Source organism: Streptomyces yokosukanensis (assembly GCF_001514035.1).
In the GTDB taxonomy this organism is placed as follows: Bacteria; Actinomycetota; Actinomycetes; order Streptomycetales; family Streptomycetaceae; genus Streptomyces; species Streptomyces yokosukanensis.
The window spans coordinates 510465-537217 of the sequence record NZ_KQ948206.1; the positions used below are offsets into that span (position 1 = coordinate 510465).

Genomic DNA, 26753 nt, shown 5'->3' on the forward strand with positions numbered 1-26753 from the left:
CAATGGACGTATGAGCGTCCACCGGAACGCACGGTGCCGGGGACCGTACGGCGGTGAAGGCGACCAGGCCGACGGCACGGACTGCTCCGATCCGGCCGTCTTCGAGATCGTCCGCTACGGCCTGCCGCCGCTGCCCGTGTGCCCGGTGCATCTCGGGCCCGCCCTGCTGATGGCGAGCGGGGTGCTGTGGCCCCCGGAGATCAGGCTGATCGGCCGCGTCTGAGCGGCGAAGGCAACCAACCCCGGCGGTACGGCGGTTGAAGGCTCGGTGCCGACGGCGCCGTTGGTCATGGACATGAACTTCCTTGACCTTCCCTTGGGTTGTTCCTGGTTCCCAGCGGAACCGGGTGAGGCAAGCATCTACGCGGGTAGCCCCCGTATGCACGCGCGTAGAACCTTCTCACCCCAGCCCTTTCCAGGAGCCTCGAATGCCCCTCAGTCCCATGAACCGCCGGGAGTTCGTGAAGAAGTCGGCCGTCACCGGAGCGGCCGTCGCCGCCGCCGGGACCGTCGCGGCGGTCCCCGCGCAGGCGGCCGAGCAGCAGCGGGACTGCCACCCCCGCACCTGGTCGTTCTCCGTCCTCGGCACGACGGACCTGCACAGCCACGTCTTCGACTGGGACTACTACAAGGACGCCGCCTACACCGACAAGGCGGGCAACTCGGTGGGCGTGGCGCGCGTGGCCACCCTCATCAAGCAGCAGCGCGAGGCCAAGGGCGAGGACCATGTCCTCCTCGTCGACGCCGGCGACATCATCCAGGGCACCTCCCTCGCCTACTACTTCGCGCGCGTCGACCCGATCACGGGCACCGACGGCAAGAAGGGCCCCAGGCACCCGATGGCCGTGGCCATGAACCACATGCGCTACGACGCCGCCGCCCTCGGCAACCACGAGTTCAACTACGGCATCGAGGTGCTGCGCAAGTTCGAGAGCCAGTGCCACTTCCCGCTGCTCGGCGCGAACGCCCTGGACGCGAAGACCCTGCGTCCCGCCTTCCACCCGTACACCGTCAAGCGGATCCGCGTCCCCGGCGCCCCCGACATCAAGGTCGGCATCCTCGGCCTCACCAACCCCGGCATCGCCCTGTGGGACAAGGACAACGTCAGCGGGAAGATGGTCTTCCCCGGCCTGGTGGAACAGGCGAAGAAGTATGTGCCGAGGCTGCGCGCGCTGGGCTGCGACGTCGTCTTCCTGACGGACCACTCGGGCCTGGACGGATCGTCCTCCTACGGCGACGAACTCCCCTATGTGGAGAACGCCTCGAACCTGGTCGCCGAGCAGGTGCCGGGCATCGACGCGATCCTGGTCGGCCACACACATGTCGAGGTCCCCTCCTACACGGTCAAGAACGCGGAGACCGGCGAGGAAGTCCTGCTCTCCGAGCCGTACTGCTGGGGCTACCGCCTCAGCGTCTTCGACTTCGAGCTGGAACTGCACCACGGGCAGTGGAAGGTGACGAGCAAGACGGCGCAGACCCTCAACCCCAACACGGTGGACGAGGACCCGGAGATCAAGAAGCTCCTGGAGGCCGATCACGAGCTGGTCGTGAAGTACGTGAACACGGCCGTCGGCACCTGCACGGCGGACCTCTCGGCGGCGGACTCCTGCTGGAAGGACGTGCCGATCATGGACTTCATCCACAAGGTCCAGACGGAGAGCGTGAAGGCGGGCCTGTCGGCCGCCGACGCCGCCCTCCCGCTGATCTCGGTGGCCGCCCCCTTCTCCCGCACGGCGGACATCCCCCAGGGCAGCGTCACCATCAAGGACATCGCCGGTCTCTACATCTACGACAACACCCTGTACGGCAAGAAGCTGACCGGCGCCCAGCTCAAGGACTACCTGGAGTTCGCGGCGAAGTACTACCACCAGGTGCCGGCCGGCACGAAGGTCGACACGGCGACCCTCACCAACGCCAACAGCTTCTGGGACTACATGTACGACACGGCGGCGGGCGTCGGCTACGAGATCGACATCGCCCAGCCGGAGGGCTCCCGGATCAAGAACCTCACCTACAACGGCGCGGCCGTCGCCGACGACCAGGTCTTCGTCGTGGCCGTGAACAACTACCGTGCGAACGGCGGTTCCGGCTATCCGCACATCGCGGCGGCGCCGATCGCGTACAGCTCGACGAACGAGATCCGCCAGCTGATGATCGACTACGTGACCGCGAAGAAGAGCCTCGACCCGGCCGACTTCGCCGTCACCAACTGGAAGCTGACGCAGGCCGGTACACCGGTCTTCTGATCCCGCCGGGCAGGGTCAGCGGGTCTTGCGCGTGGCACCGAAGTGCGTCTCGTGCGTCCAGACATGGGTGCACGAGGGGCACTGCAGGTGCAGCAGGCTGCCGGTGTTGGAGAGCAGATAGCGCCAGTGCGCGGTGCAGGCGTCTCCCCGCCGACAGGCGTCGCACCCGCTGCGGTCGTCACAGTTCGGGCACGCCACCCAGGCGCGCCGCCCTCGGTCGGCCTGCGGATCAAGCGGCAGCATCGGTGGGTCCCGCGGGCAGCACACCGGCCGCCACCAGCTCGTCGTAGATGCGCTGCTGCTCGGCGTCCAGGCCGGAGTACAGCAGCGCCCGCGCCTCCTCCTCGCCGCGGAGCGCCGCCGCGGGGTCCCAGTCGGGGCCCAGGGCGGCCATGACGTGGGTGCGTCGGAGCATCTCGTGTGCGCTGAGGTCGACGTTGAAGTCGAAGGTGGGGCCGTGGGGGGACATGCAATCGAACGTAGGTGGGCAATTCGCCCACGACAAGAATAGGTGGGTGAAATCACACGGCTCTGATCAGCTGAACACGATCATCGAGCCCTGGGCCAGGGAGCGGGTCGCCGCCGCGTGCAGGCCGAGCCACACATGCCGTTCGCGGGCGAACGGGCTGGGGTCGTACGGCGCGGGGACGGCCGGTTCCTCCAGTTCCGTGGGGGCCGTGGGCGGGGCCGGGGCCGCCGGGGGGTTCGCGGGGTCGATGCCGATGGTCGGGGCCACGTACTCCAGCTCCCGCAGCAGCGTCTGCGAGGAGCCGAGCGGACCGCCGCCCGCCAGCAGGTCGTCGTTGGACAGCGGCTGCGGGAAGTCGACCGGGACGTACGCGCCCGCGTGGTCGTAGTGCCAGACCAGGTGGGACTGCTGAGCCGTGGACTCGAACATCTCCAGCAACTGCTCGTAGTCGCCGCCCAGTTCGTCCACCGGGGTCACCGGCAGACCGCAGACCTGGAGGAGGTACACGCGGCGCAGGAAGTGAAGGGCGTCGTAGTCGAAGCCGGCCACGGGCGCGACCTCGCCGGACAGGCCCGGCATGTACTGGTACACCGGCACCGGGGGCAGCCCGGCGTCCGTCAGTGCGTTGTTGTACTGCGCGAGTTCTTCGGCGAAGGGATTGTCCGGGGTGTGGCACAACACGTCCACGAGCGGTACCAGCCACAGGTCACAGGCCAAAGAGGGCTCCTACACACAGAAGGTGGTCAGGGCAGGGTAGTCGGTGCCGTGCCGGTCCCATACCCCCCCGGCCGCTCAGCTACCGGCCAGGTGCTCCAGCAGCGCCAGCGACTGGGCGTTGGAGGCGGCGACGATCGAGCGGGCGGTGTCGGCCTCGCGCCGGGCCAGCGCGTCGACCAGGTCCGTGTGCCCGGCCCACAGCCGGCCGCGCAGGTCGGGCAGGCGGAGCAGATGCTGCACGGCGCAGACCCACGACTGCACCCGCAGCCGGTCGAGGAAGTCGCCGAGGTAGGGATTGCCGAACAGAGCGCTCAGTTCGCGCCAGAAGCGGAGGTCGTAGCCGACGAGGATCGTGAGGTCGCCGGCCGTCGCCGCCCGCTGGGCCTCCTCGCCGCGGCGGCGCACCGTGGCCAGGGCCGCGGTCGTGCGCGGGTCCTCCGGCGGGGTGCGGAAGGCGGGATGGCCGGTGCTGAGGGCCTGGAACATGCCGTCCGTGACCAGGCTGCGGGCCTCGATCATGTTCCGGTAGTCGGTGAGGGTGTACTCGGGCACGCGGAAGCCGCGGTGCTGGTCGGCCTCCAGGATGCCCTGTGCGGACAGGTCCACCAGCGCCTCGCGGACGGGTGTGGCGGAGACCCCGTACTGGTCGGCGATCTCCTTGACCGTGAACGCCCGGCCCGGTCGCAGCCGCCCCGCCAGCACCTCGTCGCGGAGCGCGTCCGCGATCTGCTGGCGCAGGGTGCTGCGCGTCACGGCACCGGTGCCGGGCATCCTCGGAGTCTCCTCGCGCGTAGATGACGTGCTCGTCCAGGTCTTACGAGCACGTCACCTTACGCGTTCGAGTGTGCGCGGCGGCAGCCGCTGTTCGGTTACGCCGTGTACTACGCCGTGTATGTGTCGGCCACGCTCAGCGCGGCGTCCAGGGCGGCGAAGCCCTCCTTCAGCTCGGCCTCCGTGACATTGCACGGCGGCACCACATGGGTGCGGTTCATGTTCACGAAGGGCCAGACGCCGTGCTGCTTGGCGGCGGCCGCGAACGCGGCCATGGGGGCGTTCGCCTCGCCGGTCGCGTTGTAGGGCACCAGCGGTTCGCGGGTCTCGCGGTTCTTCACCAGCTCCAGCGCCCAGAACATGCCGACACCGCGCACCTCGCCGACGCTCGGGTGCCGCTCGGCCAGCTCGGCCAGAGCCGGGCCGACGACGCTCCCGCCGAGCCGCCTGGCGTTCTCGACGACACCCTCCTCGGCCATCACGTTGATCGTGGCGACGGCGGCGGCGCAGGCCAGCGGGTGCCCGGAGTAGGTGAGGCCGCCGGGGTAGGGCCGCTTGCCGAAGGTCTCGGCGATCGCGCCCGAGATCGCCACCCCGCCGAGCGGCACATAACCCGAGTTCACGCCCTTGGCGAAGGTCAGCAGGTCCGGTACGACGCCGAAGAGGTCGGCGGCGAACCACTCACCGGTGCGCCCGAAGCCGGCCATGACCTCGTCCAGGATGAAGACGATGCCGTACTTGTCGCAGATCTCCCGGACGCCCGCCAGATAGCCGGGCGGCGGGACCATGATCCCGGCCGTGCCGGGGACGGTCTCCAGGATGATCGCCGCGACCGTGCCCGGCCCCTCGAAGGCGATCGTCGTCTCCAGGTGCTCCAGGGCCCGTGCGCTCTCCTGCTCCTCGTTCTCGGCGTAGAAGCGGGAGCGGTACGGGAACGGCGTCCAGAAGCGGACGACGCCGCCCGTGGCGCTGTCGCTGGCCCAGCGGCGCGGGTCGCCGGTGATGTTGATCGCCTGCTGGGTGCCGCCGTGGTACGAGCGGTAGGCCGAGAGCACCTTCGGGCGGCCCGTGTGCAGCCGGGCCATGCGCACCGCGTGCTCGACGGCGTCCGCGCCGCCGTTGGTGAAGAAGATCTTGTCCAGGTCGCCGGGGGTCCGCTCGGCGATCAGCCGGGCCGCCTCCGAACGCGCCTCGATCGCGAAGGCGGGCGCGAAGGTCGTCATCGTGGCCGCCTGCTCCTGGACGGCCGCGACGACCTTCGGGTGCTGGTAGCCGATGTTCGTGTAGACGAGCCCGCTGGTGAAGTCCAGGTACCGCTTGCCGTCGTAGTCCCAGAAGTACGACCCCTCGGCGCCGGCGACGGCGAGCGGGTCGATCAGGTCCTGTGCGGACCAGGAGTGGAAGACGTGGGCGCGGTCCGCGGCCTTCACTGCGGCGCCGGTGTCGGGGTTGGGCTGAGGGGTCATGCGGCCGAGGGTAAATGTCCGCGATGCGGAAGGCCTATCGGCGTCTTGTTCCTTGGACGGGGGGATTCCGCGACAGGTTGTCGACGGGGGAACCGCTCGCGGCCCCGCCGGAGCGGCGGACCCCGTCGCAACCGTGGCCGTGGGGCCACGCGACTCCCCGGGAGGGCCGGATTATTCTCGTCCGTCGTACACGTATGCGTGGCGTGTGCGGGGTCGGTGGGGTGCACGGGGCGAAGGCGGGGCGGGCCATGGAGAAACTGGGGGCGGGAGATCCGGGTCGGATCGGCAGCTACCGGCTGCTGGCGCGGCTCGGCGCGGGCGGCATGGGGCAGGTGTATCTGGCCCGGTCGGACCGGGGCCGTACCGTCGCCGTGAAACTGGTCCGCAAGGAACTCGCCGCGCAGGAGGAGTTCCGGGCCAGGTTCCGGCAGGAGGTGCAGGCCGCGCGGCGGGTCGGCGGGTACTGGACCGCGCCCGTGCTGGATGCCGACACCGAGGCGGCGGCGCCGTGGGTGGCCACCGGGTATGTCGCGGGGCCGAGCCTGCAGCAGGTCGTGGGCCACGACCACGGGGCGCTGCCCGAGCGGTCGGTGCGGATCCTCGCGGCGGGGCTCGCGCATGCGCTGAAGGACATCCACGCGGCGGGGATCGTGCACCGGGATCTGAAGCCGTCGAACGTGCTCGTGACGATCGACGGGCCCCGCGTGATCGACTTCGGGATCGCACGGGCCCTGGAGACGACCTCGCTCGGCGGGGAGGACCTGACCCGGACCGGGTCCCTGCTCGGATCGCCGGGGTTCATGGCGCCCGAGCAGGTGCGCGGGGACCGGATCACGCCGGCGTGCGACGTCTTCTGCCTGGGCTCGGTGCTGGCCTATGCCTCGACCGGGGCACTGCCGTTCGGCACCGTCGGCAGCGGTGTGCACGCGCTGATGTTCCGGATCGCCCAGGAGGAGCCGGATCTGCAGGGGGTGCCGGAGGGGATCGCCGACCTCGTGCGGGACTGTCTGCGCAAGGACCCGGCGGCCCGGCCCTCGCTGGACGCGCTGCTGGAGCGCACCGGGGCGGAGGACACCGTGGCCGGGGGCAGATCCAGGGACCCCTGGCTGCCGGGGGCGCTGGTCGCTCAACTGGGCCGCCACGCGGTGCAGTTGCTGGAGGTCGAGGACCCGGAGTCCGGATCTGTCACCCTGTCCGGTTTCCCGCCCGCACCGCCTGCGCCGCCCGCACCGCCGTCGTCGGCGGCGGCCGCCGGTGGCCCCGGTGGGGGTGCTCCGCCGTCGGCGGCCACGGGCGGCTCCGCCCCGCGGGCCGAAGCCGAAGGGACGCCCGAGCACGCTGCCGCCTCCGACGCCCCGGCCGGGGGCGCCGATCATCGGCCGACCGAGGTGTCCGGGCAGGCCCCGCCGCCCGCGCCGCCGGTCGCTCCCGGGTTCGCGACGGCGTCCGGGGCGTACGGGTACGCGGCACAGCAGCATCCCCGGCCGGGCGGCGCCCACGGCTATCCGCAGCAGGCCGGGGACGGGTCGTGGGACGGGGGCCGGCCGCCGTACCAGCCCTACGGGGGCGGGCCCTACGGCGGCGGGCCCGGAGCCACGCCGTCGTACGGATCGACGGCCGTCGGCGGGATGCAGGAGCCGGAGCGGCGCAGCGGGCGGTCCACCGCGCTGCTCATCGTGGTCGCGCTGGTGGTGGCGCTGGGCGCGGGCGGTTCGGTGTACGCGTTGATGAACGACGGCGGCGGCGGCCACGGCGGGGCGGGCGGCGGCGCCGGTCCCACGGCCGGCGCCGGGACCTCGGGGGCGCCGGACCCCACCGCGTCCACACCGTCCGGCTCCGCCTCCGCCGCCACGGACGGAGCCGTCCCGGGCGGCTACCTGGGCCGCTGGAAGACGACGATCGACAACACCGACGGGCGGCTCAACACCCGCCGACTCACCATCCGGCAGGGCGAGGTGGGCGACGACGTGCTGACACTGATCGCGGACGGGCCGACGCAGAACGGTGGCACGTACCACTGCGTCTTCGAGGCCAGGCTCACCCGGGCGCCGGGCGCGGACGGAACGCTGGAGATCGGCCCGTCCACCGTCACCAGCGGCGCGCCCGCCTCCTCCTGCACCCCGGGTGCGGCCACCGAGGTCACACTGCTGCCGAGCGGCATGCTGAAGCGGGCGACGGCCGGTGGCGAGGAGAGCCTCACGTACACCAGGCAGCCCTGACGCGACAGCGATACGGCCCCGTGCCCCTCGGGAGCTGCGGCCGTGCGCTACCTGGGTTCCGGTGGCCGCTGCCGGGGCATGTTCGGGCGGGTCCCGTTGGCCGGCGGCAGCGGGAGGCGGCCGCCGGAGCCCGCTGCCTCCTGCCGCGGTACGTACGTCACCGCCGCCTGGATCCCCAGCGGCGCCGCTCCGGTGCGGAACTCCACCATCCAGTCGGTCGTCTCCGTACGCACCAGTTCCGTGATGTCCTCCGAGAAGCGCCGCAGCACCCCGAGGCACCGCTCGGACGCCTCGCTCGCCGTGCCCTCCGCCGGGCCCAGCACCTCCCGGATGCTCTCGGAGGCCCAGTCGAACTGCAACGCCTGCAACCGCCGCTGCACCGCCTGCGCGGTGGCCACGTCCCTCATCCAGCCGGACGTCACGCCGAAGAACCGGTCGACGCCGGCGCACGAGACCGCGATCAGCAGCGCCAGACAGCCCCACGGCGCCACCCCGCGGGCCGCGCCCGCGAGGTCGAGCAGCGGCAGCGCGGCACCGGCCACCGCACCCGCCGCCGCGGCCGACCGCAGCGCCCACGCGCCGCGCCGCTTCCACACCCGGTCCCGCAGATACCAGGACGCCGTGTCGAGCGCCCCGCGCTCCACCCACCGGTACAGCTCGTCGAGCCGCTCGGCGGGCTCCCCCCAGTCCCCGAGCGGAAAGGCCCGCCCGGCCAGATCGCCCGGCCGCAGCCGGGCCGCGCCCTCGCCCCGCCCGTCCTGTGGCGGACCCTCGGGCTGCATCTCCGGCTGACCCACCCGGCACTCCCTACTGATCACTGATCACGACCGGTCACGCAGCGTGACATATCATGCCGACGTGCGGCACCCTTCCTACCTCCCAATGGGTGGCGAAGAGGGAGCTTTCCCGGCTTTTCCGCCCGGAAGAGGGTCTTGGTCAGGTATAGGCCACCCGGACTTCTCACTCGAAAGAGTGGCGGGGCGACGGGGGCGTGGACCACGTAGGCTCATGCTCAAGGAGAAGAACGTAGAGGAGCTGATCGTGATCCCCGGTGGTGGCCAGCCCAACATGCAGCAGTTGCTCCAGCAGGCCCAGAAGATGCAGCAGGATCTCCAGCGGGCGCAGGAGGACCTGGCGAACACGGAGGTCGACGGGCAGGCGGGCGGCGGTCTGGTGCAGGCCACCGTGACCGGCGCCGGCGAGCTGCGGGCGCTGAAGATCGACCCGAAGGCCGTGGACCCCGAGGACACCGAGACCCTCGCCGACCTGATCGTGGCGGCCGTGCAGGCGGCCAACGAGAACGCGCAGACGCTCCAGCAGCAGAAGCTCGGCCCGCTGGCCCAGGGCCTCGGCGGCGGCACGGGCATCCCCGGTCTGCCGTTCTGAGCCCGGGCCAACTACGGTACGAACCGAAAGGTCTCCAGGAAGGGCAGTCCGGTGTACGAAGGCGTGGTCCAGGACCTCATCGACGAGTTGGGGCGGCTGCCCGGCGTCGGTCCCAAGAGCGCGCAGCGGATCGCCTTCCACATCCTGCAGGCCGAGCCGACGGACGTGAAGCGGCTCGCGCAGGCGCTCATGGAGGTCAAGGCGAAGGTCCGCTTCTGCGCGACCTGCGGCAACGTGGCACAGGAGGAGCTGTGCGGCATCTGCCGTGACCCGCGCCGCGACCCCTCGGTCATCTGCGTGGTGGAGGAGCCGAAGGACGTCGTCGCGGTCGAGCGCACCCGCGAGTTCCGCGGCCGCTACCACGTGCTCGGCGGCGCCATCAGCCCGATCGAGGGTGTGGGTCCCGACGACCTGCGTATACGAGAACTTCTCGCGCGGTTGGCCGACGGGACGGTCACGGAACTGATCCTGGCCACGGACCCCAATCTGGAGGGCGAGGCGACGGCGACGTACCTCGCCCGCATGATCAAGCCCATGGGCCTGAAGGTCACCCGCCTGGCCAGCGGCCTCCCGGTGGGTGGCGACCTGGAATACGCGGACGAGGTCACCCTCGGCCGCGCCTTCGAGGGGAGACGACTCCTAGATGTCTGACGCCACACTGCACGCGACCGCTCAGAACCCGGACGACTTCGCGGTCCAGATCGCGGACCAGGTCGAGAGCTTCCTGGTGGCCGTCACGGAGGTGGCGAGAGGCGACGAGCCCGGCTCGACGGTCCCCTTCCTCCTCCTGGAGGTCTCCCAGCTGCTGCTGGCCGGCGGCCGCCTCGGCGCGCACGAGGACATCGTCCCCGACGAGCGCTACGAGCCCGATCTGGGTCCCGAGGCGGACGTGGACGAACTCCGCGAGAACCTGGTCCGCCTGCTCGAACCGGTCGACGTCTACTCCGAGGTCTTCGACCCCTACGAGCCCCGCAAGGCCCCCGTCCCGGCCCGCATCTCCGACGACCTCGCCGACGTCATCACCGACCTGCGCCACGGCATGGCCCACTACCGCGCCGGCCGCACCACGGAAGCCCTGTGGTGGTGGCAGTTCTCCTACTTCTCCAACTGGGGCCCCACGGCCTCCGCCGTGCTGCGCGCCCTGCAGTCGGTCCTCATCCACGTCCGCCTCGACCAGCCCCTGGAAGAACTCGACGGCCTCGACACCGACCAGGCCACCATGGGCGACGAGACCCTGGAGTTCGAGGCGGGCCGCGTCATGGCCGAGGAGATCGGTGGTCCGCTGGGAATCCAGCCGGGCAGGTAGGACAACACCGTCACAGAACCTCGACTGCGGCGCTACGCTCGGTGATTGCCCGGACAGGGCGTGCCCGGGTGGACCGGTCGGAGGTGGGGTTCGGTGTCGGACGCGAACGACAATCAGCCGCCTGTTGCTTGGCGGTACGGCGGCGACCAGCTGAAGCGCTGGCGCGCGAAGGCGGATGTCAGCCGGGAGAAACTCGCCTCCGCCGCCAACTACTCCCCGGCCACCATCGAGTCGATGGAACGCGGGGTGCGCAGACCGACACCGCGCGTGCTGGACGTCGCCGACGAACTGTGCGGAGCACAGGGGATGTTGAGCGCGGCGAAGCCGTTCCTGAACCGGGAGCGGTTCTCTGCGCGGGCGCAGGACTTCATGGAGCGGGAGAGGGAGGCGACCAGTATCTGGTCGTACGAAGCCACGTACATCCCCGGCCTGTTGCAGACGAAGGCGTACGCACGAGCGCTCATCGACAACCACGTTCCGCCTCTGGACGAAGAGACAGTGGAGGAGCGCACCGCGGCCCGAATGGAGCGGCAGACCATCCTCACAGGGCGGAAGCCACCAGTTGGTCTGAGCTTTGTCCTCTACGAGGCCGCGCTGCGGAGCCCTCAGGTGGACGACGAGCAGCTCTGCCGTCTGCTGGAAGCGTCCCGGCCCCGGAACGTCGTAGTGCAGGTCCTCCCGTTCGAACGGGCCATTCCTGCGGCACTCATGGGGCCCATGGTGTTGCTGGAGACCCAGGATCACGAGCGATTCGCCTTTATGGAAGGCTCCTTCGCCAGCGAGCTTTCGGCCGATCCGGGGGTTGTCAGCAGGGTCACCGAGCGGCTTAGCATGATCCGTGCGCAGGCTCTCGATCCCGAGAGATCGGCCCGTTTCATCGAGGGGATGGCGGATCAGCGATGAGCGATCAGTTGAAGTGGTTCAAGTCGAGCTACAGCGACTCCGAGGGCGGCAACTGCGTCGAGGTCGCGCTGGACTGGTTCAAGTCGAGCTACAGCGATGACGAGGGCGGCGCCTGCGTCGAAGGCGCCCTCTCCGCCGCCGTCCACGTCCGCGACTCCAAGGTCACCGCGGGCCCCGAACTCCGGGTCGCCGCCCTCGCCTGGGCGGCGCACCTCGAATGGGTGACGGCCAAGCGGCTCACCGACTGAGTCACATCCCCCACAGCCCCTTCGCCATCGCCGTGGCGCCGCCCGCCAGGGCCAGCACGAGGACCAGGCAGCGGGCGCGGTGCTCGGGGGTGCGGGCGGCGATCGCGTTGCCGATCAGGGCGCCGATGGCCATCGCCGCGGCGACGACCGCCCACTGCGCCCCGGTCAGCCGGGGCGTGCCGTTCGCGGCGAGGGAGAGCGCGTTGACGGCGACGCCGTAGAACTGGGCGTTGGGCACGAACTCCCGCACCGTCCAGCCCGCGTTGAGGGCGTAGAGGGAGACGGGCGGGCCGCCCACGCCCGCCGCCGCGTTCATGAAGCCGCCCAGCGCTCCCGCCGCCACCGCTCCCCGGCCGCCCCGCAGGGCCGGGATCCGGGCGCCGCGCATCACCAGCAGGACGGCCGCCGTCACCAGGGCGCCCATCACCAGCAGCAGTACGGGGCGCGGGAGTTGGCGGGTCGTCCAGGCGCCCGCCGGGACCGTGCAGGCGGCGGCCAGGCACAGCGGCACCATCGCCGCCGGGCGCACGCGGCGCCAGCCGCCCGCCAGGCCCACGACGCTGATGGCGCCCGCGGCGCAGTTGGCGAGCACCACCCCGTCGACGGGGCCGAGCAGCAGCACCAGCGCCGGTACGGCGACCAGGGCGAAGCCCATGCCGGTCAGCCACTGCACGCATCCGCCGAGCAGGACGATCGCCCCGAGCAGGATCTCCGTCATGCCGCCCCCGTACCCGCGATGATCGAAACTTAGTGCGACGCGAGTGTGACCCGGGGCACTTTCCCGCGTGGCCCGGCGGAGGCTGGGCAGATGCGGGACGCGGACGCCCGACGTCCGATGTCTCACCATGCGGGAGCAGGGTGGTGGAATTCGGGCGCTCGTTAGACTGAGCCGACACAAACGAACCGAGCGAGGAGCGCACGTGGGCCTTGTCGTGCAGAAGTACGGAGGTTCCTCCGTAGCCGATGCCGAAGGCATCAAGCGCGTCGCCAAGCGGATCGTGGAAGCGAAGAAGAACGGCAACCAGGTTGTCGTCGTCGTTTCCGCGATGGGCGACACGACGGACGAGCTGATCGATCTCGCCGAGCAGGTTTCTCCGATGCCTGCCGGGCGCGAATTCGACATGCTGCTGACCGCCGGAGAGCGGATCTCCATGGCCCTGCTGGCGATGGCGATCAAAAACCTGGGCCACGAGGCCCAGTCCTTCACCGGCAGCCAGGCAGGCGTCATCACCGACTCGGTCCACAACAAAGCCCGGATCATCGACGTCACCCCGGGGCGGATCCGCGACTCGCTCGACAAGGGCAACATCGCGATCGTCGCCGGGTTCCAGGGTGTCAGCGCCGACAAGAAGGACATCACCACGCTGGGGCGCGGCGGGTCCGACACGACGGCCGTGGCGCTCGCCGCCGCCCTCGACGCCGAGGTCTGCGAGATCTACACCGACGTCGACGGCGTGTTCACCGCCGACCCGCGCGTGGTGAAGAAGGCGAAGAAGATCGACTGGATCTCCTTCGAGGACATGCTGGAGCTCGCGGCCTCCGGTTCCAAGGTGCTGCTCCACCGCTGTGTGGAGTACGCCCGCCGTTACAACATCCCGATCCACGTCCGCTCCAGCTTCAGCGGGTTGCAGGGCACGTGGGTCAGCAGTCAGCCGATTGGGGACCAGAAGGTGGAGCAGGCCATCATCTCCGGTGTCGCGCACGACACCTCCGAGGCCAAGATCACGGTCGTCGGCGTGCCGGACAAGCCGGGTGAGGCTGCCGCGATCTTCCGGACCATCGCCGATGCCCAGATCAACATCGACATGGTCGTGCAGAACGTGTCCGCGGCCTCCACCGGCCTCACGGACATCTCCTTCACGCTGCCGAAGACCGAGGGCCGCAAGGCCATCGACGCGCTGGAGAGGAACCGGCCGGGCATCGGCTTCGACTCGCTGCGCTACGACGACCAGATCGGGAAGATCTCGCTGGTCGGCGCCGGTATGAAGACCAACCCCGGGGTCACCGCCTCCTTCTTCGAGGCGCTGTCCGACGCGGGCGTGAACATCGAGCTGATCTCCACCTCCGAGATCCGCATCTCGGTCGTCACCCGCAAGGACGACGTGCCGGAGGCCGTGCGCGCCGTGCACACCGCCTTCGGGCTCGACTCCGACACCGACGAGGCCGTCGTCTACGGCGGCACCGGCCGATGACCGTCTCCCGGTACGGAGGCGTACGACGATGACCGGCAGGCCGACGCTCGCGGTCGTGGGAGCGACCGGGGCCGTCGGTGCGGTCATGCTCCAGATCCTGTCCCAGCACGCGGACATCTGGGGCGAGATCCGCCTGATCGCCTCTCCTCGCTCGGCCGGCCGCAAGCTGGTCGTGCGCGGGGAGGAGGTCGAGGTGGTGGCCCTGAGCGAGGAGGCCTTCGACGGGGTCGACATCGCGATGTTCGACGTCCCGGACGAGGTCGCCGCGCAGTGGGCGCCGATCGCCGTCGCGCGCGGTGTGGTCGTCGTCGACAACTCCGCCGCCTTCCGGCTGGACCCCGAGGTGCCGCTCGTGGTGCCCGAGGTCAACCCGCACGCCGTGCGGACCCGCCCGCGCGGGATCGTCGCCAACCCCAACTGCACGACCCTGACGATGATCGTCGCCCTGGGCGCGCTGCACGCCGAGTTCGGGCTGCGCGAGCTGGTGGTGTCGTCGTACCAGGCGGTGAGCGGGGCCGGGCGGGCCGGCGTGGACACGCTGCGGGCCCAGCTGGCCCTGGTGGCCGGCACCGAGCTGGGGACGCATCCGGGCGACGTGCGGCGGGCCGTCGGCGAGGACACCGGGCCGTTCCCGGAGCCGGTCGCGCTGAACGTCGTCCCGTGGGCCGGGTCGCTGCGGGAGGACGGCTGGTCGTCGGAGGAGATGAAGGTCCGCGACGAGGCCCGCAAGATCCTCGGACTGCCGCAGCTGCCGGTCGCCGTGACCTGCGTACGCGTCCCGGTGATCACCACCCACTCGCTGACCGTGCACGCCCGCTTCCAGGGCGAGGTGACGGTGGACGGCGCCCGGGAGATCCTCGCGACCGCACCCGGAGTGGTGCTGTGCGACGATCCGGCCGCCGGCGAGTTCCCCACCCCCGCCGATGTCGTGGGCACCGACCCGACCTGGGTGGGCCGGCTGCGGCGGGCCCTGGACGACCCCACCGCGCTGGAACTCTTCGTGTGCGGGGACAACCTCCGCAAGGGAGCCGCGCTGAACACCGCGCAGATCGCGGAACTGGTCGCGGCGGAGTTCTGCTGACCGCTCTCCTGCACGGGTCTTACCTGCACGGGCCCATGGGCACCGTTTGTAGGATCTGCGTAAGAAATGTGTTCAGAAGCATGGTCCGGACCACTTGAACCAGGCCGTACGGCATCGGAAGATCACCACAGGAATCTCCTCCCCGCCCCGCGCAACCGCGTGCAGGGCGGGGAGCGTCTTTGCGGTCACCCTTGCGGGGCTGTGGGCGTGGGGATCCTGGCGTGGGGACGCCGTGATCGGGGCGTGGGGACGCCCGTTCAGACAGGACATAAGGGAAGAGCGGGACGCATGACGGCACTTGAGGCACCGCCGGATGTCGCACATGTGACGTCGGGCACGTACAACCCTGGCGGGGGTAGACGTGTCCAACTGGCGTGGCAGAGGTACTCGAACTCAGTGCGGCCCGTGGCGCTGCGGCCCTTCGGCCGTCCCGTGCGGCGCTCCGGCCCCGCACGCCCGGCGGCATGCCGGTGATCGCGCCCATGCCCGCAGCGCGGCCCGCCCGCATACCCAGTCAGCGTGACGAGTCCGACGAGGCCGCGGCGACCGCGGCCGCCGGTACGACCGTCGACCACCTCACCGAGACCTACCGGGCGCACTACCGCTCCCTGCTCGGCCTCGCCGCGCTGCTCCTCGACGACACCGCCTCCTGCGAGGACGTCGTCCAGGAGGCCTTCATCCGGGTGCACTCCGCCCGCAAGCGCGTCCGCGAACCCGAGAAGACCCTCGCCTACCTGCGGCAGACGGTCGTCAACCTCTCCCGGTCCACGCTGCGCCGCCGCATACTCGGCCTGAAGCTGCTCTCCAAGCCGATGCCGGACATGGCGAGCGCGGAGGAAGGGGCCTACGACCAGCTGGAGCGCCGCGACCTCATCAAGGCGATGAAGGGCCTGCAGCGCCGCCAGCGCGAGGTCCTGGTCCTGCGCTACTTCGCGGACATGACCGAGGCCCAGGTCGCCGAGAGCCTCGGGATCTCCCTGGGCTCGGTCAAGGCGTACGGCTCGCGCGGCATCGCCGCGCTGCGGGTGGCCATGGAGGCCTCGGCATGAGCGGGCGAGCCGAAGGAGGCGATTCCGACGAACGCCACTCCCACGAACGTCATGAGCCCTTCGCCTGGCACGCGCCGACGAAGCGGCACGAGCAAGAGCACACGCAATCGCACGCTGGGAACGGAACTGTGAACCACGGCCCCGACGAGAAGGGCCCCGAGGGCCTCGACCTGGGCCCCGACGGGCTCGATCCCGGCACCGACGGGCGTGGACCGGACCTCGACGCGCTCGGCTCCGGCCCCGGATCGGAGGGGGCCGGGCCGGATCTCGGTGGGCTCGGCGCCGATGAGCCGAACCTGCGCCGGTTGCTGCACTCCGCGGTCGACGACATCGAGCCGCGCACCGGAGCCCTGGACCATCTGCGCCGGGCCGTCCCCGCGCGCCGGGCCCGCAAGCGGCAGGCAGCCGTCGGCATGGCCGCCGCGGCCCTCTTCTTCGGCACCGCGATCCCGGCCCTCGTCCATGTCTCCGACTCCGGCGGCACCGACCCCAACACCGCCATGGCCGGCCAGTCCTCCCAGGCCCAGGGCGGCACCGGGCAGGGCAAGGACAAGGACGCCGCCCCGGGCACCAAGAAGGACCCCGGGGGCACGAGCGTCCAGCCCGGCGGCAGGCAGTCCGGCAAGCCGGGCGGGAAGGGCAAGCCCGGCACCGGCACCACCGGCTCCACCGGCGGCGTCAACCCGTCCGCCACCCTCGCCGCGGGCGACGTCCCGCTGTGTACGCCGACCCAGCTCGGCTCCGCCACCGCAGCCGCCGACGCCGCCGACTCCGCGGGCGTGGTCTACGGCACGTTCCACGTCGCCAACGTCTCCGCCGCCGCGTGCACCGTCGCCGGCGCGGGCACGCTCACCCCGGCCGCGCTGGGCGCGGCCGACCCGACCAAGATCAGCGCTGTGCGGCATGCGGCCGGGGACGCGGCGACCGGCCTGCCCGACCCCTCGCAGGAGGTCTCCGGGCTGGTCCTGCAACCGGGCTCGGCCTACGAGGAGAAGTTCGCCTTCGTGCCGTCGCAGGCCTGCCCCACCACCGGCGGCGACCCCGCCACCGGCGGCTCGGACACGGGCGGCGCCTCGCCGGATCCGTCGCCCACCCAGGACGCGAGTGCCGCCGGCGGTTCGGCCGACGGCTCGGGCTCGGCGGGCACCACCACCCAGCTGGTGACCGAGGACACCACGACCGACGGGAGCGTGCAGATCACCCACACCGCGCAGGGGGGCTCGCCCTCGGCCACGGCGACCGTGCCGGGGGAGTGCGCGGGGACGGTCTACTACACCGGGGTGCTGGCGGGGTCGTAGAGACCGGGGCCTCGGGGCGTCGGCCGCCCGCGGGCGGCCGGGAGTGCCGTATGCGGCCGGTCAGCCGCTGGTCACCGGCTCCGGTGTCTCCTGCGGCACCAGGCCCAGCTCGGCGTCCCGGGCCGCCTCCGCCTCGCGCCGCAGCAGGCGGAACCACATGAACACCACGAAGCCGGCGAAGACGAACCACTCGCCGGTGTAGCCGAGGTTCTGGAACGCCTTCAGGTCCAGCCCGGTGCCGTCCGGCGCCGCCGCGGGCACGGCCTTCATCCCGGAGTCGGCCCGGTCGAGGGTGATCCAGGCGTCGTACAGCCGGTACGGCACCAGGTTCACCAGCGACGCCGAGCTGATCGCCGCCGTCTGCCCGGCCGGCAGCCCGCCCTGTGCGCTGACCCCGTTGTCCCCGGGCGTCTCGGACGCCTGCAGCGCGCCGGTGACGGTGACCTCACCGCCCGGCGCCGCGGGCGCCTTCGCCGCGTCCACCCTGCCCGGCAGCCAGCCCCGCACCACGGGCAGCGCCTTGCCGGAGTCGGTGCGCAGCAGGGTGAGGACGTAGAAGCCGCTTCTGCCGTCCACCTGCCGACCGGGCACCAGCAGCTGCTTGCCGTAGTGCCCGCTCGCGGTGACCCTGCGGCCCGAGGTGGCCTTGTCGACGGGCAGCATCGAGTCCAGCGACCGCGCCGTCTCGTGCTGGTCGGACGCGGCCTGCTTGGTCGCGGACCGGTGCTCCTGGACCCGCCCCTCGAACCGGCTCAGCTGCCACGACCCCATGAAGATGCAGAACGGGATGGCGAGCAGCACGAAGACGTTGATGCCCCACCAGCGGGGTGTCAGCAGAAAGCGGTACACGCCGTCCACGGTACGGCGCCGCTTCCGGGCGCCCGCCCGCGGGTCGGCCGTTGCCGGCCTCGTGCGCCTTCGGGGACCGGATCGGGGGGAGGCGGATGCCGGGCGGCCGGCACGGCGCGCCGGCCGCGCTCACGATCGCGAAGTTGTCCACAGGCCGCGCACATGCGCCCCCCAATTGTCGGCGCGGCCAGGCAGTATGGGCGCATGACTGGGGCGATGAATGAGAGCAAGGAGCCGGGCGCGCGGGACGCGGCCGGTGTGCCGGACTGGGAGAAGCGCTTCCGGGCGCCGCGGGTGTCGCTGCCCGACTGGGCGGAGGACGCGCCGGACCGCTCCCTGTTCGTGTCGAACGCGACGGGGACGTACGAGCTGTATGCCTGGGACCGTGCGACGGGCGAGCAGCGCCAGGCGACGGACCGGCCGAACGGCACGACGGACGGCGTGCTCTGCCCGGACGGCACCTCGATCTGGTGGTTCGACGACAAGGACGGCGACGAGTTCGGCATCTGGCGCCGCCAGCCCTTCGGGGGAGGGGCGGACGAGCCGGCCGTCCCCGGCCTCGACCCCTCCTACCCGGCCGGACTCGCCCTGGCCCGCGACGGCCGCACGGCGGTCGTCGGCCGCTCCACGGACGAGGACGGTACGACGATCCACCTCGCACGCGAGGGCGAGGCCCCGGTCGAGATCTACCGGCACCGCGAGTCGGCGGGCGTCGGCGACCTCTCGCACGACGGCTCCCTGATCGCGGTCGAGCACACCGAGCACGGCGACGCCATGCACGCGGCGCTGCGCGTGCTCCGCCCGGACGGCACGCCGGTCGCCGAGCTGGACGACACCAAGGGCGGCACCGAGGAGCTGGGCCTGGAGGTGCTGGGCTTCGCACCGGTCGACGGAGACGCCCGGCTGCTCATCGGCCACCAGCGCCGGGGCCGCTGGGAGCCCCTGGTGTGGGACGTGGCCACGGGCGAGGAGACCGACCTCGCCGTGGACCTGCCCGGTGACGTCAGCGCCGAGTGGTATCCGGACGGCTCCGCCCTGCTCATCGCCCATGGCTTCGAGGCCCGCAGCGAGCTGTTCCGCCTCGACCTCGCGACCCGCGAGCTGACCCGCATCCCCACCCCGCCGGGCACGGTCTCCGGCGCCACGGCCCGCCCCGACGGCAGCGTGGAGTATCTGTGGTCGTCCGCCGCCGAGCCGTCGGCGGTGCGTTCGACGCACGGCAGCGTCGTCCTGGACCCTCCGGGTATGGCCTGCCCGCCGTCGGTGCCGGTGGAGGACGCGTGGGTGCAGGGCCCCGGCGGCCGTATCCACGCCCTGATCCAGAAGCCGGCGGGCGCGAGCGGCCCCCTGCCGACGGTCTTCGACCTGCACGGCGGCCCGACCTGGCACGACAGCGACTCCTTCGCCGCGGGCCCGGCCGCCTGGGTCGACCAGGGCTACGCGGTGATCCGCGTCAACTACCGCGGCTCCACCGGCTACGGCCGCGCCTGGACCGACGCCCTGAAGCACCGGGTCGGCCTGATCGAGCTGGAGGACGTGGCGGCGGTCCGCGACTGGGCGGTGTCCTCGGGCCTGGCCGACCCCACCCGTCTGGTCCTCACCGGCGGCTCCTGGGGCGGCTATCTCACCCTGCTCGGCCTCGGCACCCAACCCGACGCGTGGACGGTGGGCATCGCGGTCGTGCCCGTCGCGGACTACGTCACCGCGTACCACGACGAGATGGAGGCCCTGAAGGCCATGGACCGCACCCTGCTGGGCGGCACCCCGCAGGAGGTCCCCGAGCGCTTCGAGGCGTCGTCCCCGCTGACCTATGTCGACCAGGTCAAGGCCCCGGTCTACATCTCGGCGGGTGTCAACGACCCGCGCTGCCCGATCCGCCAGATCGACAACTACGTCAAGCGCCTGGAGACGAGAGGAGCGACCCACGAGGTCTACCGCTACGACGCCGGGCACGGCTCCCTGGTGGTGGACGAGCGCATCAAGCAGGTGAGACTGGAAATGGACTTCGCGCAGAGGCACTTGGGCATCCAAGGCATCTAGGGCCTGTCGCGGACCGGACTGCCGGGGGCGAGCCCCCCGGTGGTCAGCGGAGTTCCGCGAGGCCTCTGCGGGTGGCGGCGACGACCACGCGGTCCCCCTTCTCCAGCACATGTTCGGGAGCCGTGTCGGTACGCCCCTCCAGCGCCAGTACCCGCCAGGAACCGGCCCGGAAGGCGTCCCGCACCATCCGCCCCTCCAACTGCGGATGCCCGGCGACATCGACCGCGGCGAACAGCAGCACCCTGCGCTCCACCGCGATGGCGCCCAGCACCTGCCGCCCGAGCATCGCCCCGGCGAACGCGGGCGCGGCCAGATGCGTGACGCTCCGGCTCCGGGTCAGCGCCTGCGGATACGCCGCCCGCAGCGTCCGGTACACGGCGGTGGCGAAGTCGTCGTCGTACAGCCGCAGCACCACCCGCAGATCGGGCCGTACGGACCGCGCGTACAGCACGGCCTCCAGGTTCGTGGTGTCCGCGCTGGTCACCGCGAGCAGCGCGTCCGCCCGGTGGATCTTGGCGGACTCCAGCACCCCTTCCTGGGTGACGTCGCCGAGCACCACCGGCACCCGCAGCCGGCGCGCGACCGCGAGGCCCCGCGCCTCCGGATCGGACTCGACGCAGACCACGGGGATGTTCAGCTCGCGCAGCCGGGTCAGCACCCGGGTGCCGATCTTCCCGAGCCCGAGCAGCACCACGTGCCCGCCGAGGCCGCGCGGCGGCTTGCGCAGGGCGGAGGCGGTGCGGAAGGTGCCCAGCGCCTCCAGCACGGCCGCCAGCAGCACCGGAAGCAGCAGCAACCCGACGAGCCCGGACAGGAGTTGGAGGATCTGCCGGCCCAGCGGCGCCCCGATGGCGGGGTTGTCGATCGCGAAGAGGTCGAGGAGGGTGTAGTAGAAGGCGCGCAGCGGATGGATCCCGGGGCTGACCACCCACAGCGCCACCGCGAGGGCGACCACGCAGGCCACGCTGCCCGCCAGCGACCACCGCAGCCGCCGCGAGAACAGCGAGGCGAGCGGCACCACCCCGCCCCGGCCGGGCGCGGCCGACTCCCTGTCGCCCGCCGACGACACCTGCTCCAGCACGACGGCGGGCCGTCCGGCGGCCTCCCGTACCTCGTCGTCGTCCGGCAGCAGCCGCGGCTCCTGCTCCCCGACGCCCTCGGGGTCCGTACCGGTGGGGGAGAGCAGGGCGAGCGTGCACAACCCGGTGCCGGCCGCCCGCCGTTCGACGGCCCGCAGCAGCAGCCCCTCGGTCTGGACGACCTTGCTCGTGCCGGCGACGGCGGTGGCGGCCAGCGCGGGCGCGGCGGTGTCGGCGTCGGACAGCACGGTGGTGGACGCGTCCGTGCCGCCCTCGCCGTTGCCGGCAGCCAACGCGGCGGCCTGGTCGAGGAGTTCCTCGATGTGCTGGCCCAGCCGGCGGTTGTAGAGCCGCAGGACGAGCCGCAACCGCGGGTTGAGCCGTCGGGCGGTGAGCGCGGCCCGGATGTTGGTCTCGTCGTCGTCGAAGACGAGGGCGAGCGCGGTGGCCCGTTCCACTCCGGCCTCGGCGAGCACGGCCTCGGTGATCTCGGCGGCCTCCAACACCGGGGTGGCGGCCGTGCCGTTGCCGCCGTTCGCGCCGCCGCCCGTGCTCGTGGCCGCCCCGGCCGAGCCGGACGCGGAGCCGGCGCCGGAACCCGAGCCGGTGCCGGAACCGGTGCGGCCGACGGCGGCGTTCACGACCCGGTCGAACAGCGCCGCCGAGGCGGACCGGGACCGTCCGACCACCGGAGGCCTCGCGGTGCGCCCGTTCGGCGGTACCACGAGGGTGACCTGCTCGCCGTAGACTCCGCGCAACTCGGCGGCCAGCCGGTGCGCGAGCCCGTCGTCACCGCACACCACCATGTACGGGGCCCCGGGCCCCCCTTGATACGGAACGCTCACCACGAGGGAAAAGACTGCCCCAAGGACGCGGGTGGTTCCAGCCGTGCGGTGAACACCCGTGCGCCGCCCCGCGTACTGACGGGGAGGGAGCCAGGACAGCCGGAGGTAACCGCACGTGGCCATCACCGAAGACGCACCGCCCGGCGCGCAGACCGGCCCCGCCGACGCGCCGTCCGGCCAGGAGGGCCGCCGGCTCAGCTCCCCGCTCGTCCTGACGCTGACACTGGTGCTGGCGGTGCTCGCCCAGTCCCCGATCCGCGGGCTCCTCGGCACCCCGTTGATGCAGAGCTGGATGACGGTGTTCGTCGCGGTGACCGTGCAGGCGCTGCCGTTCCTGGTGCTCGGCGTGCTGTTGTCGGCGGCGATCGCGGTGTTCGTGCCGCCGTCCTTCTTCGCCCGCGCCCTTCCGCGCCGCCCCGCCCTCGCCGTACCGGTCGCCGGGGTCGCGGGCGCGGTGCTGCCGGGCTGCGAGTGCGCGTCGGTGCCGGTGGCGGGCGCGCTGGTGCGCCGGGGAGTCACCCCGGCCGCCGCCCTCGCCTTCCTGCTCTCCGCCCCCGCGATCAACCCGATCGTGCTGACCGCCACCGCCGTCGCCTTCCCGCGCGATCCGGAGATGGTGCTGGGCCGCTTTCTGGCGAGCCTGCTGGTGGCGTGCTCGATGGGCTGGCTGTGGCAGCGGCTGGGCCGCACCGACTGGCTGCGCCTGCCGGCCCACGGCGCGCACGAGGGGGCGACGAAGGGGGAGGCGTTCTGGCACTCGGTACGGCACGACACCATGCACGCCGGGGGCTTCCTGGTGCTCGGCGCGATGGCCGCCGCCACGCTGAAGGCGGCGACTCCGGCGGACTGGCTGCGCACGGCGGCCGGGAACCCCGTCTTCTCCGTGCTCGCGCTCGCCGTCCTGGCCGTGCTGCTGTCCATCTGCTCGGAGGCGGACGCGTTCGTCGCGGCCTCCCTCACCCAGTTCTCCCTGACGGCCAAGCTGGTGTTCCTGGTGGTGGGCCCGATGATCGACCTCAAGCTCTTCGCGATGCAGGCCGGCACCTTCGGCCGCGGCTTCGCCCTGCGCTTCGCACCCGCCACCTTCGCCCTGGCCGTCGCGGGCGCCGTGGCCACCTCGGCGGTGCTGCTGTGAACCGCCAGGCCCAGGCCGCCGTCATGTTCCTGCTCGGTGCCGCCCTGCTGCACGCGGGCAGCACCGACCTCTACCTGCGGTACGTCAAGGCGGGCCTGCAGCCGCTGCTGCTGGCCTCCGGCGCGGTCCTGATCCTGACCGCGCTGGCGACGGTCTGGTACGAGCGCGGACGGAGCCGCCGCCGGGCCGCGGCCGGGGGAAGCGAGGGCCACGAGGGGGACACCCACGGCCACCCCGAGCCCCGTATCTCCTGGCTGCTGCTGCTCCCCCTCCTCGCCCTCATCCTCATCGCCCCGCCCGCCCTCGGCTCCTACAGCGCCCTGCGCTCCGGTACGGCCCTGCAGAAGCCGTACGCCCTCGGCCCGCTGCCCAGCGGCGATCCGGCCCCGCTCTCGGTGGTCGACTACGCCTCCCGTGCCGCCTACGGCCACGGCCGCTCCCTGCACGGCCGCACGGTCCGGGTCACCGGGTTCCTCGCCCTGGACCACTCGGGCGCGCCGTACCTGGTCCGCATGGCCCTCAACTGCTGTGCCGCGGACGCCCAGCCGGTCAAGATCGCGCTGACCGGCAGTCTGCCCCCGGTGCTGCGGCCGGACGCCTGGCTGGAGGTGACCGGCGGCTACACCCCGCGCCTGACCCACGACCCGGTCAACAACGGCCCCGTTCCGTATCTGAAGGTGACCTCGGCGAAACCGGTCCCGGTGCCGTCCGACCCGTACGACGAGACCTGGAACAACTGAGTCCGCCGGACGACGACACGCACACGAACACTCGGGACGGCGTCGCGCGGAGCGGCTAGTGCCCCTGTCGGGGCACTAGCCCCCCGCCCCCTCCGTCAGATCGAAGCGGTTCAGGTCTCTGAGCCATGCGTGGGCCGTGCCGTCCGACGGGGCGCGCCAGTCGCCGCGCGGGGAGAGGGAGCCGCCCGCCGAGACCTTCGGGCCGTTCGGCATGGCTGAGCGCTTGAACTGGGAGAAGGCGAAGAAGCGGCGGATGAAGACCTCCAGCCAGCGCCGGATCTCGGCCAGGTCGTAGGCGCCCCGGTCGGCCTCCGGGAAGCCGGGCGGCCAGGCGCCGGCCTCGCGGTCGTGCCAGGCGTGCCAGGCGAGGAAGGCGATCTTCGACGGGCGGAAGCCGTGGCGCAGCACGTGGAAGAGGGTGAAGTCGTGCAGCGCGTACGGGCCGATCTTCGACTCGGTGGACTGCATCTCCTCGCCCGGCACCAGCTCGGGGCTGATCTCGGTGTCCAGGATCGCGGCCAGGATCTTGCCGGTCTCGTCGCCGAACTGCTCGCTGCCGATGACCCAGCGGATGAGGTGCTGGATGAGCGTCTTGGGCACGCCGGAGTTGACGTTGTAGTGGCTCATCTGGTCGCCGACGCCGTACGTCGACCAGCCGAGCGCCAGTTCGGAGAGGTCGCCGGTGCCGAGCACGATGCCGCCGCGCTGGTTGGCCAGCCGGAACAGGTAGTCGGTGCGCAGGCCGGCCTGGACGTTCTCGAAGGTGACGTCGTACACCGGCTCGCCGGCGGCGAAGGGGTGGCCGATCTCCTTGAGCATCAGCCGCGCGGTCGGTGTGATGTCCAGCTCGGCCGCGGTGACGCCGAGGGCCCGCATCAGCCGGTGCGCGTTGTCCTTGGTGTGGTCGCTGGTGGCGAAGCCGGGCAGGGTGAAGGCCAGGATGTCGCTGCGCGGCCGGCCGGCGCGGTCCATCGCGCGGGCGGCGACGATCAGCGCGTGCGTGGAGTCCAGACCGCCGGAGACGCCGATGACCACCTTGGGGCCGCCGATCGCGGCGAGACGCTGCTGCAGTCCGGCCACCTGGATGTTGTAGGCCTCGTAGCAGTCGAGGGCGAGTCGTTCGGCGTCGGCGGGCACGAACGGGAAGCGCTCCACGCGGCGGCGCAGACCGAGATCGGCGGCGGCCGGCGGGGAGAGCGCGAAGGACACCGTGCGGAAGTCCTCGGTGCGCACGGCGTGGGTGCGGCGGTTCTCGCCGAACGTGCCCATCCGCTGCCGCTCCTGCCGCAGCAGGTCCAGGTCGACATCGGCCACCGCGTACTGCTCGCCCAGCGGGAACCGCTCGGTCTCGGCCAGCAGCGCCCCGTTCTCGTAGATGAGGGTCTGGCCGTCCCAGGACAGGTCGGTGGTCGACTCGCCGAGGCCGGCCGCCGCGTAGACGTACGCGGCGAGGCAGCGCGAGGACGCCGAGCGGCACAGCAGCTTGCGGTCCTCGGCCCGGCCGACCGTGATCGGGCTGCCCGAGAGGTTGACGAGGACGGTCGCGCCGGCCAGCGCCGCCTCGGCGCTCGGCGGCACCGGGACCCACATGTCCTCGCAGATCTCGGCGTGCAGCACGAGTCCGGGCACATCCGTTGCGGCGAAGAGCAGATCCACGCCGAACGGTACGTCCGCGCCGCCGAGCCGGATCGTCGCGCCGCGCTCGCCGTCGCCCGCGGCGATCTGCCGGCGCTCGTAGAACTCCCGGTAGTTCGGCGGGTAGGACTTCGGTACGACGCCGAGAATCCGGCCGCGGTGCACGAGCACCGCGCAGTTGAAGATCCGGTCGCGGTGGCGCAGCGGGGCGCCGACGGCCAGCACCGGCAGCAGGTCCGCCGACTCGGCCACGATCGTGGCGAGCGCCGTCTCCACGTCGTCGAGCAGGGCGTCCTGCAGCAGCAGGTCGTCGATCGCGTACCCGGACAGGCACAGCTCCGGGAACACGGCGACGGCGACGCCCTCCTCGGCGCAGCGGCGCGCGTGGCGCAGTACCGCCTCGGCGTTGGCCGGCGGGTCGGCGATGACCGTGTGGCCCGTACACGCGGCGACGCGCGCGAAGCCGTGCTGGTAGATCGACCAGAAGCTCAACGGGACCTCTCTCATGACTCCACGGACCTCACGCGCCTCGGGTTTCGCGGACTTCGCGGCCGAAGCGACGTCTCCGAAGCGGCTCTCCTACGGCCCTCCTACAGGAAGAAGCCTAAAAGGCCGGGCCGCCGCCCGGTGCGCGGGCACCGCCCATCGCCCCCCGGACACACCGCCCACCTGCGCGTTTCAACGGTCCACGGTCCCGCGCGGCCGGCTGAAACCCGGTTGAAGCCGATCTGAACCCGCCGGGCCGCACGCTCTGCGGCATGACGACAACGGACCAGACACTCGCGATCGCGGCCACCGGGCTGCGCAAGGCCTACGGGGACAAGACCGTCCTCGACGGCATCGACATCCATGTGCCCGCGGGCACGATCTTCTCCCTGCTCGGGCCGAACGGCGCCGGCAAGACCACCGCGGTCAACATCCTGTCGACCCTGATCTCCGCCGACGGCGGCCAGGCGCGGATCGCCGGGCACGACATCACCGCCGAGGCCCAGGCGGTGCGGGCCGCGATCGGCGTCACCGGTCAGTTCTCCGCCGTGGACGGGCTGATCACCGGCGAGGAGAACATGCTGCTGATGGCG

At 72.0% G+C, this 26753-nt stretch carries 26 protein-coding genes; 16 read left to right on the forward strand and 10 right to left on the reverse strand.

The window, feature by feature from the left end; translation table 11 throughout:
• Positions 1 to 10: 10 nt before the first annotated feature.
• Together AQI95_RS02320 and AQI95_RS02325 are read left to right on the forward strand one after the other, a co-directional pair.
• Positions 11 to 223 carry a hypothetical protein gene (locus AQI95_RS02320; RefSeq protein ID WP_067116345.1) on the forward strand — a complete coding sequence of 71 codons (213 nt, stop codon included), beginning with the start codon at positions 11 to 13 and terminating at the stop codon, positions 221 to 223.
• Between the two features lie 205 nt (positions 224 to 428).
• Positions 429 to 2246: a bifunctional metallophosphatase/5'-nucleotidase gene (locus AQI95_RS02325; RefSeq protein ID WP_067116348.1), complete on the forward strand. Its 1818-nt coding sequence runs from the start codon at positions 429 to 431 to the stop codon at positions 2244 to 2246.
• A 15-nt stretch (positions 2247 to 2261) separates the two neighbouring features.
• Here AQI95_RS02325 and AQI95_RS02330 read toward each other — a convergent pair whose 3' ends face one another.
• The 5 genes from AQI95_RS02330 to AQI95_RS02350 form a co-directional block, all read right to left on the reverse strand.
• A complete protein-coding gene (locus AQI95_RS02330) occupies positions 2262 to 2489 on the reverse strand; it encodes a hypothetical protein (protein ID WP_067116352.1) in 228 nt (75 codons plus the stop codon).
• Positions 2476 to 2715, reverse strand: coding sequence for a DUF6400 family protein (locus AQI95_RS02335; RefSeq protein ID WP_107121523.1), 240 nt, complete (start codon positions 2713 to 2715; stop codon positions 2476 to 2478). Before AQI95_RS02335 ends, AQI95_RS02330 begins: the two co-directional genes overlap by 14 nt.
• A gap of 66 nt (positions 2716 to 2781) precedes the next feature.
• Complete coding sequence (locus AQI95_RS02340; protein ID WP_067116358.1) at positions 2782 to 3432, reverse strand: hypothetical protein; 651 nt, start codon at positions 3430 to 3432, stop codon at positions 2782 to 2784.
• Positions 3433 to 3507: 75 nt separating this feature from the next.
• Positions 3508 to 4203, reverse strand: coding sequence for a GntR family transcriptional regulator (locus AQI95_RS02345; protein WP_067116361.1), 696 nt, complete (start codon positions 4201 to 4203; stop codon positions 3508 to 3510).
• A 110-nt stretch (positions 4204 to 4313) separates the two neighbouring features.
• Positions 4314 to 5669 carry an aspartate aminotransferase family protein gene (locus AQI95_RS02350; protein WP_067116364.1) on the reverse strand — a complete coding sequence of 452 codons (1356 nt, stop codon included), beginning with the start codon at positions 5667 to 5669 and terminating at the stop codon, positions 4314 to 4316.
• A 248-nt stretch (positions 5670 to 5917) separates the two neighbouring features.
• Between AQI95_RS02350 and AQI95_RS02355 the strand changes: the two genes are divergently transcribed.
• Complete coding sequence (locus tag AQI95_RS02355) at positions 5918 to 7888, forward strand: serine/threonine-protein kinase (protein ID WP_067116367.1); 1971 nt, start codon at positions 5918 to 5920, stop codon at positions 7886 to 7888.
• 47 nt (positions 7889 to 7935) lie between these two features.
• On the opposite strand, the gene AQI95_RS02360 is transcribed toward AQI95_RS02355, so the two are convergent.
• On the reverse strand, positions 7936 to 8685 hold the full coding sequence (locus tag AQI95_RS02360; RefSeq protein ID WP_067116370.1) for an SLATT domain-containing protein: 750 nt from the start codon (positions 8683 to 8685) through the stop codon (positions 7936 to 7938).
• A 244-nt stretch (positions 8686 to 8929) separates the two neighbouring features.
• Here AQI95_RS02360 and AQI95_RS02365 point away from each other — a divergent pair, with 244 nt between their 5' ends.
• The 5 genes from AQI95_RS02365 to AQI95_RS02385 all read left to right on the forward strand — a co-directional run bounded on the left by AQI95_RS02365 (position 8930) and on the right by AQI95_RS02385 (position 11731).
• Positions 8930 to 9274 (forward strand): YbaB/EbfC family nucleoid-associated protein, encoded by a 345-nt coding sequence (locus tag AQI95_RS02365; RefSeq protein ID WP_067117030.1) that lies wholly within the window; start codon positions 8930 to 8932, stop codon positions 9272 to 9274.
• A 51-nt stretch (positions 9275 to 9325) separates the two neighbouring features.
• The gene (gene recR, locus AQI95_RS02370) at positions 9326 to 9925 is read left to right on the forward strand and encodes a recombination mediator RecR (protein ID WP_067116373.1); all 600 of its coding nucleotides are present in this window, start codon (positions 9326 to 9328) and stop codon (positions 9923 to 9925) included.
• Positions 9918 to 10580 carry a DUF5063 domain-containing protein gene (locus tag AQI95_RS02375; RefSeq protein WP_067116375.1) on the forward strand — a complete coding sequence of 221 codons (663 nt, stop codon included), beginning with the start codon at positions 9918 to 9920 and terminating at the stop codon, positions 10578 to 10580. The genes recR and AQI95_RS02375 overlap by 8 nt, the downstream gene beginning before the upstream one ends.
• Before the next feature lie 93 nt (positions 10581 to 10673).
• The gene (locus AQI95_RS02380; protein ID WP_067116377.1) at positions 10674 to 11483 is read left to right on the forward strand and encodes a helix-turn-helix domain-containing protein; all 810 of its coding nucleotides are present in this window, start codon (positions 10674 to 10676) and stop codon (positions 11481 to 11483) included.
• A complete protein-coding gene (locus tag AQI95_RS02385) occupies positions 11480 to 11731 on the forward strand; it encodes a DUF397 domain-containing protein (RefSeq protein ID WP_067116381.1) in 252 nt (83 codons plus the stop codon). Before AQI95_RS02380 ends, AQI95_RS02385 begins: the two co-directional genes overlap by 4 nt.
• A 1-nt stretch (position 11732) precedes the next feature.
• Here AQI95_RS02385 and AQI95_RS02390 read toward each other — a convergent pair whose 3' ends face one another.
• Positions 11733 to 12449, reverse strand: coding sequence for a sulfite exporter TauE/SafE family protein (locus AQI95_RS02390; RefSeq protein ID WP_107121524.1), 717 nt, complete (start codon positions 12447 to 12449; stop codon positions 11733 to 11735).
• A 202-nt stretch (positions 12450 to 12651) separates the two neighbouring features.
• Between AQI95_RS02390 and AQI95_RS02395 the strand changes: the two genes are divergently transcribed.
• The 4 genes from AQI95_RS02395 (at position 12652) to AQI95_RS02410 (ending at position 17351) form a co-directional block, all read left to right on the forward strand.
• Positions 12652 to 13923, forward strand: a complete 1272-nt coding sequence (locus AQI95_RS02395; RefSeq protein WP_067116384.1) for an aspartate kinase — start codon at positions 12652 to 12654, stop codon at positions 13921 to 13923.
• Between the two features lie 28 nt (positions 13924 to 13951).
• Positions 13952 to 15004 carry an aspartate-semialdehyde dehydrogenase gene (locus AQI95_RS02400; protein ID WP_067116386.1) on the forward strand — a complete coding sequence of 351 codons (1053 nt, stop codon included), beginning with the start codon at positions 13952 to 13954 and terminating at the stop codon, positions 15002 to 15004.
• Positions 15005 to 15378: 374 nt separating this feature from the next.
• On the forward strand, positions 15379 to 16053 hold the full coding sequence (locus AQI95_RS02405; RefSeq protein WP_079070993.1) for a SigE family RNA polymerase sigma factor: 675 nt from the start codon (positions 15379 to 15381) through the stop codon (positions 16051 to 16053).
• Positions 16054 to 16181: 128 nt separating this feature from the next.
• Complete coding sequence (locus AQI95_RS02410) at positions 16182 to 17351, forward strand: hypothetical protein (RefSeq protein WP_067116390.1); 1170 nt, start codon at positions 16182 to 16184, stop codon at positions 17349 to 17351.
• Between the two features lie 60 nt (positions 17352 to 17411).
• Here the strand turns inward: AQI95_RS02410 and AQI95_RS02415 are convergent, their stop codons facing one another.
• The gene (locus tag AQI95_RS02415) at positions 17412 to 18200 is read right to left on the reverse strand and encodes an SURF1 family protein (protein ID WP_208614045.1); all 789 of its coding nucleotides are present in this window, start codon (positions 18198 to 18200) and stop codon (positions 17412 to 17414) included.
• Between the two features lie 216 nt (positions 18201 to 18416).
• Between AQI95_RS02415 and AQI95_RS02420 the strand changes: the two genes are divergently transcribed.
• Positions 18417 to 20240, forward strand: coding sequence for a S9 family peptidase (locus AQI95_RS02420; protein ID WP_067116398.1), 1824 nt, complete (start codon positions 18417 to 18419; stop codon positions 20238 to 20240).
• 43 nt (positions 20241 to 20283) lie between these two features.
• Here AQI95_RS02420 and AQI95_RS02425 read toward each other — a convergent pair whose 3' ends face one another.
• The gene (locus AQI95_RS02425) at positions 20284 to 22125 is read right to left on the reverse strand and encodes an NAD-binding protein (RefSeq protein WP_067116401.1); all 1842 of its coding nucleotides are present in this window, start codon (positions 22123 to 22125) and stop codon (positions 20284 to 20286) included.
• A 154-nt stretch (positions 22126 to 22279) separates the two neighbouring features.
• Here AQI95_RS02425 and AQI95_RS02430 point away from each other — a divergent pair, with 154 nt between their 5' ends.
• Together AQI95_RS02430 and AQI95_RS02435 are read left to right on the forward strand one after the other, a co-directional pair.
• The gene (locus tag AQI95_RS02430; protein WP_067116404.1) at positions 22280 to 23299 is read left to right on the forward strand and encodes a permease; all 1020 of its coding nucleotides are present in this window, start codon (positions 22280 to 22282) and stop codon (positions 23297 to 23299) included.
• Positions 23296 to 24039, forward strand: coding sequence for a TIGR03943 family putative permease subunit (locus AQI95_RS02435; protein ID WP_067116407.1), 744 nt, complete (start codon positions 23296 to 23298; stop codon positions 24037 to 24039). The genes AQI95_RS02430 and AQI95_RS02435 overlap by 4 nt, the downstream gene beginning before the upstream one ends.
• 75 nt (positions 24040 to 24114) lie before the next feature.
• Here AQI95_RS02435 and AQI95_RS02440 read toward each other — a convergent pair whose 3' ends face one another.
• Positions 24115 to 26181: an NAD(+) synthase gene (locus AQI95_RS02440; RefSeq protein ID WP_208614046.1), complete on the reverse strand. Its 2067-nt coding sequence runs from the start codon at positions 26179 to 26181 to the stop codon at positions 24115 to 24117.
• A gap of 251 nt (positions 26182 to 26432) precedes the next feature.
• Between AQI95_RS02440 and AQI95_RS02445 the strand changes: the two genes are divergently transcribed.
• On the forward strand, positions 26433 to 26753 hold a 321-nt coding region (locus AQI95_RS02445; RefSeq protein ID WP_159056446.1), incomplete at its 3' end, for an ATP-binding cassette domain-containing protein.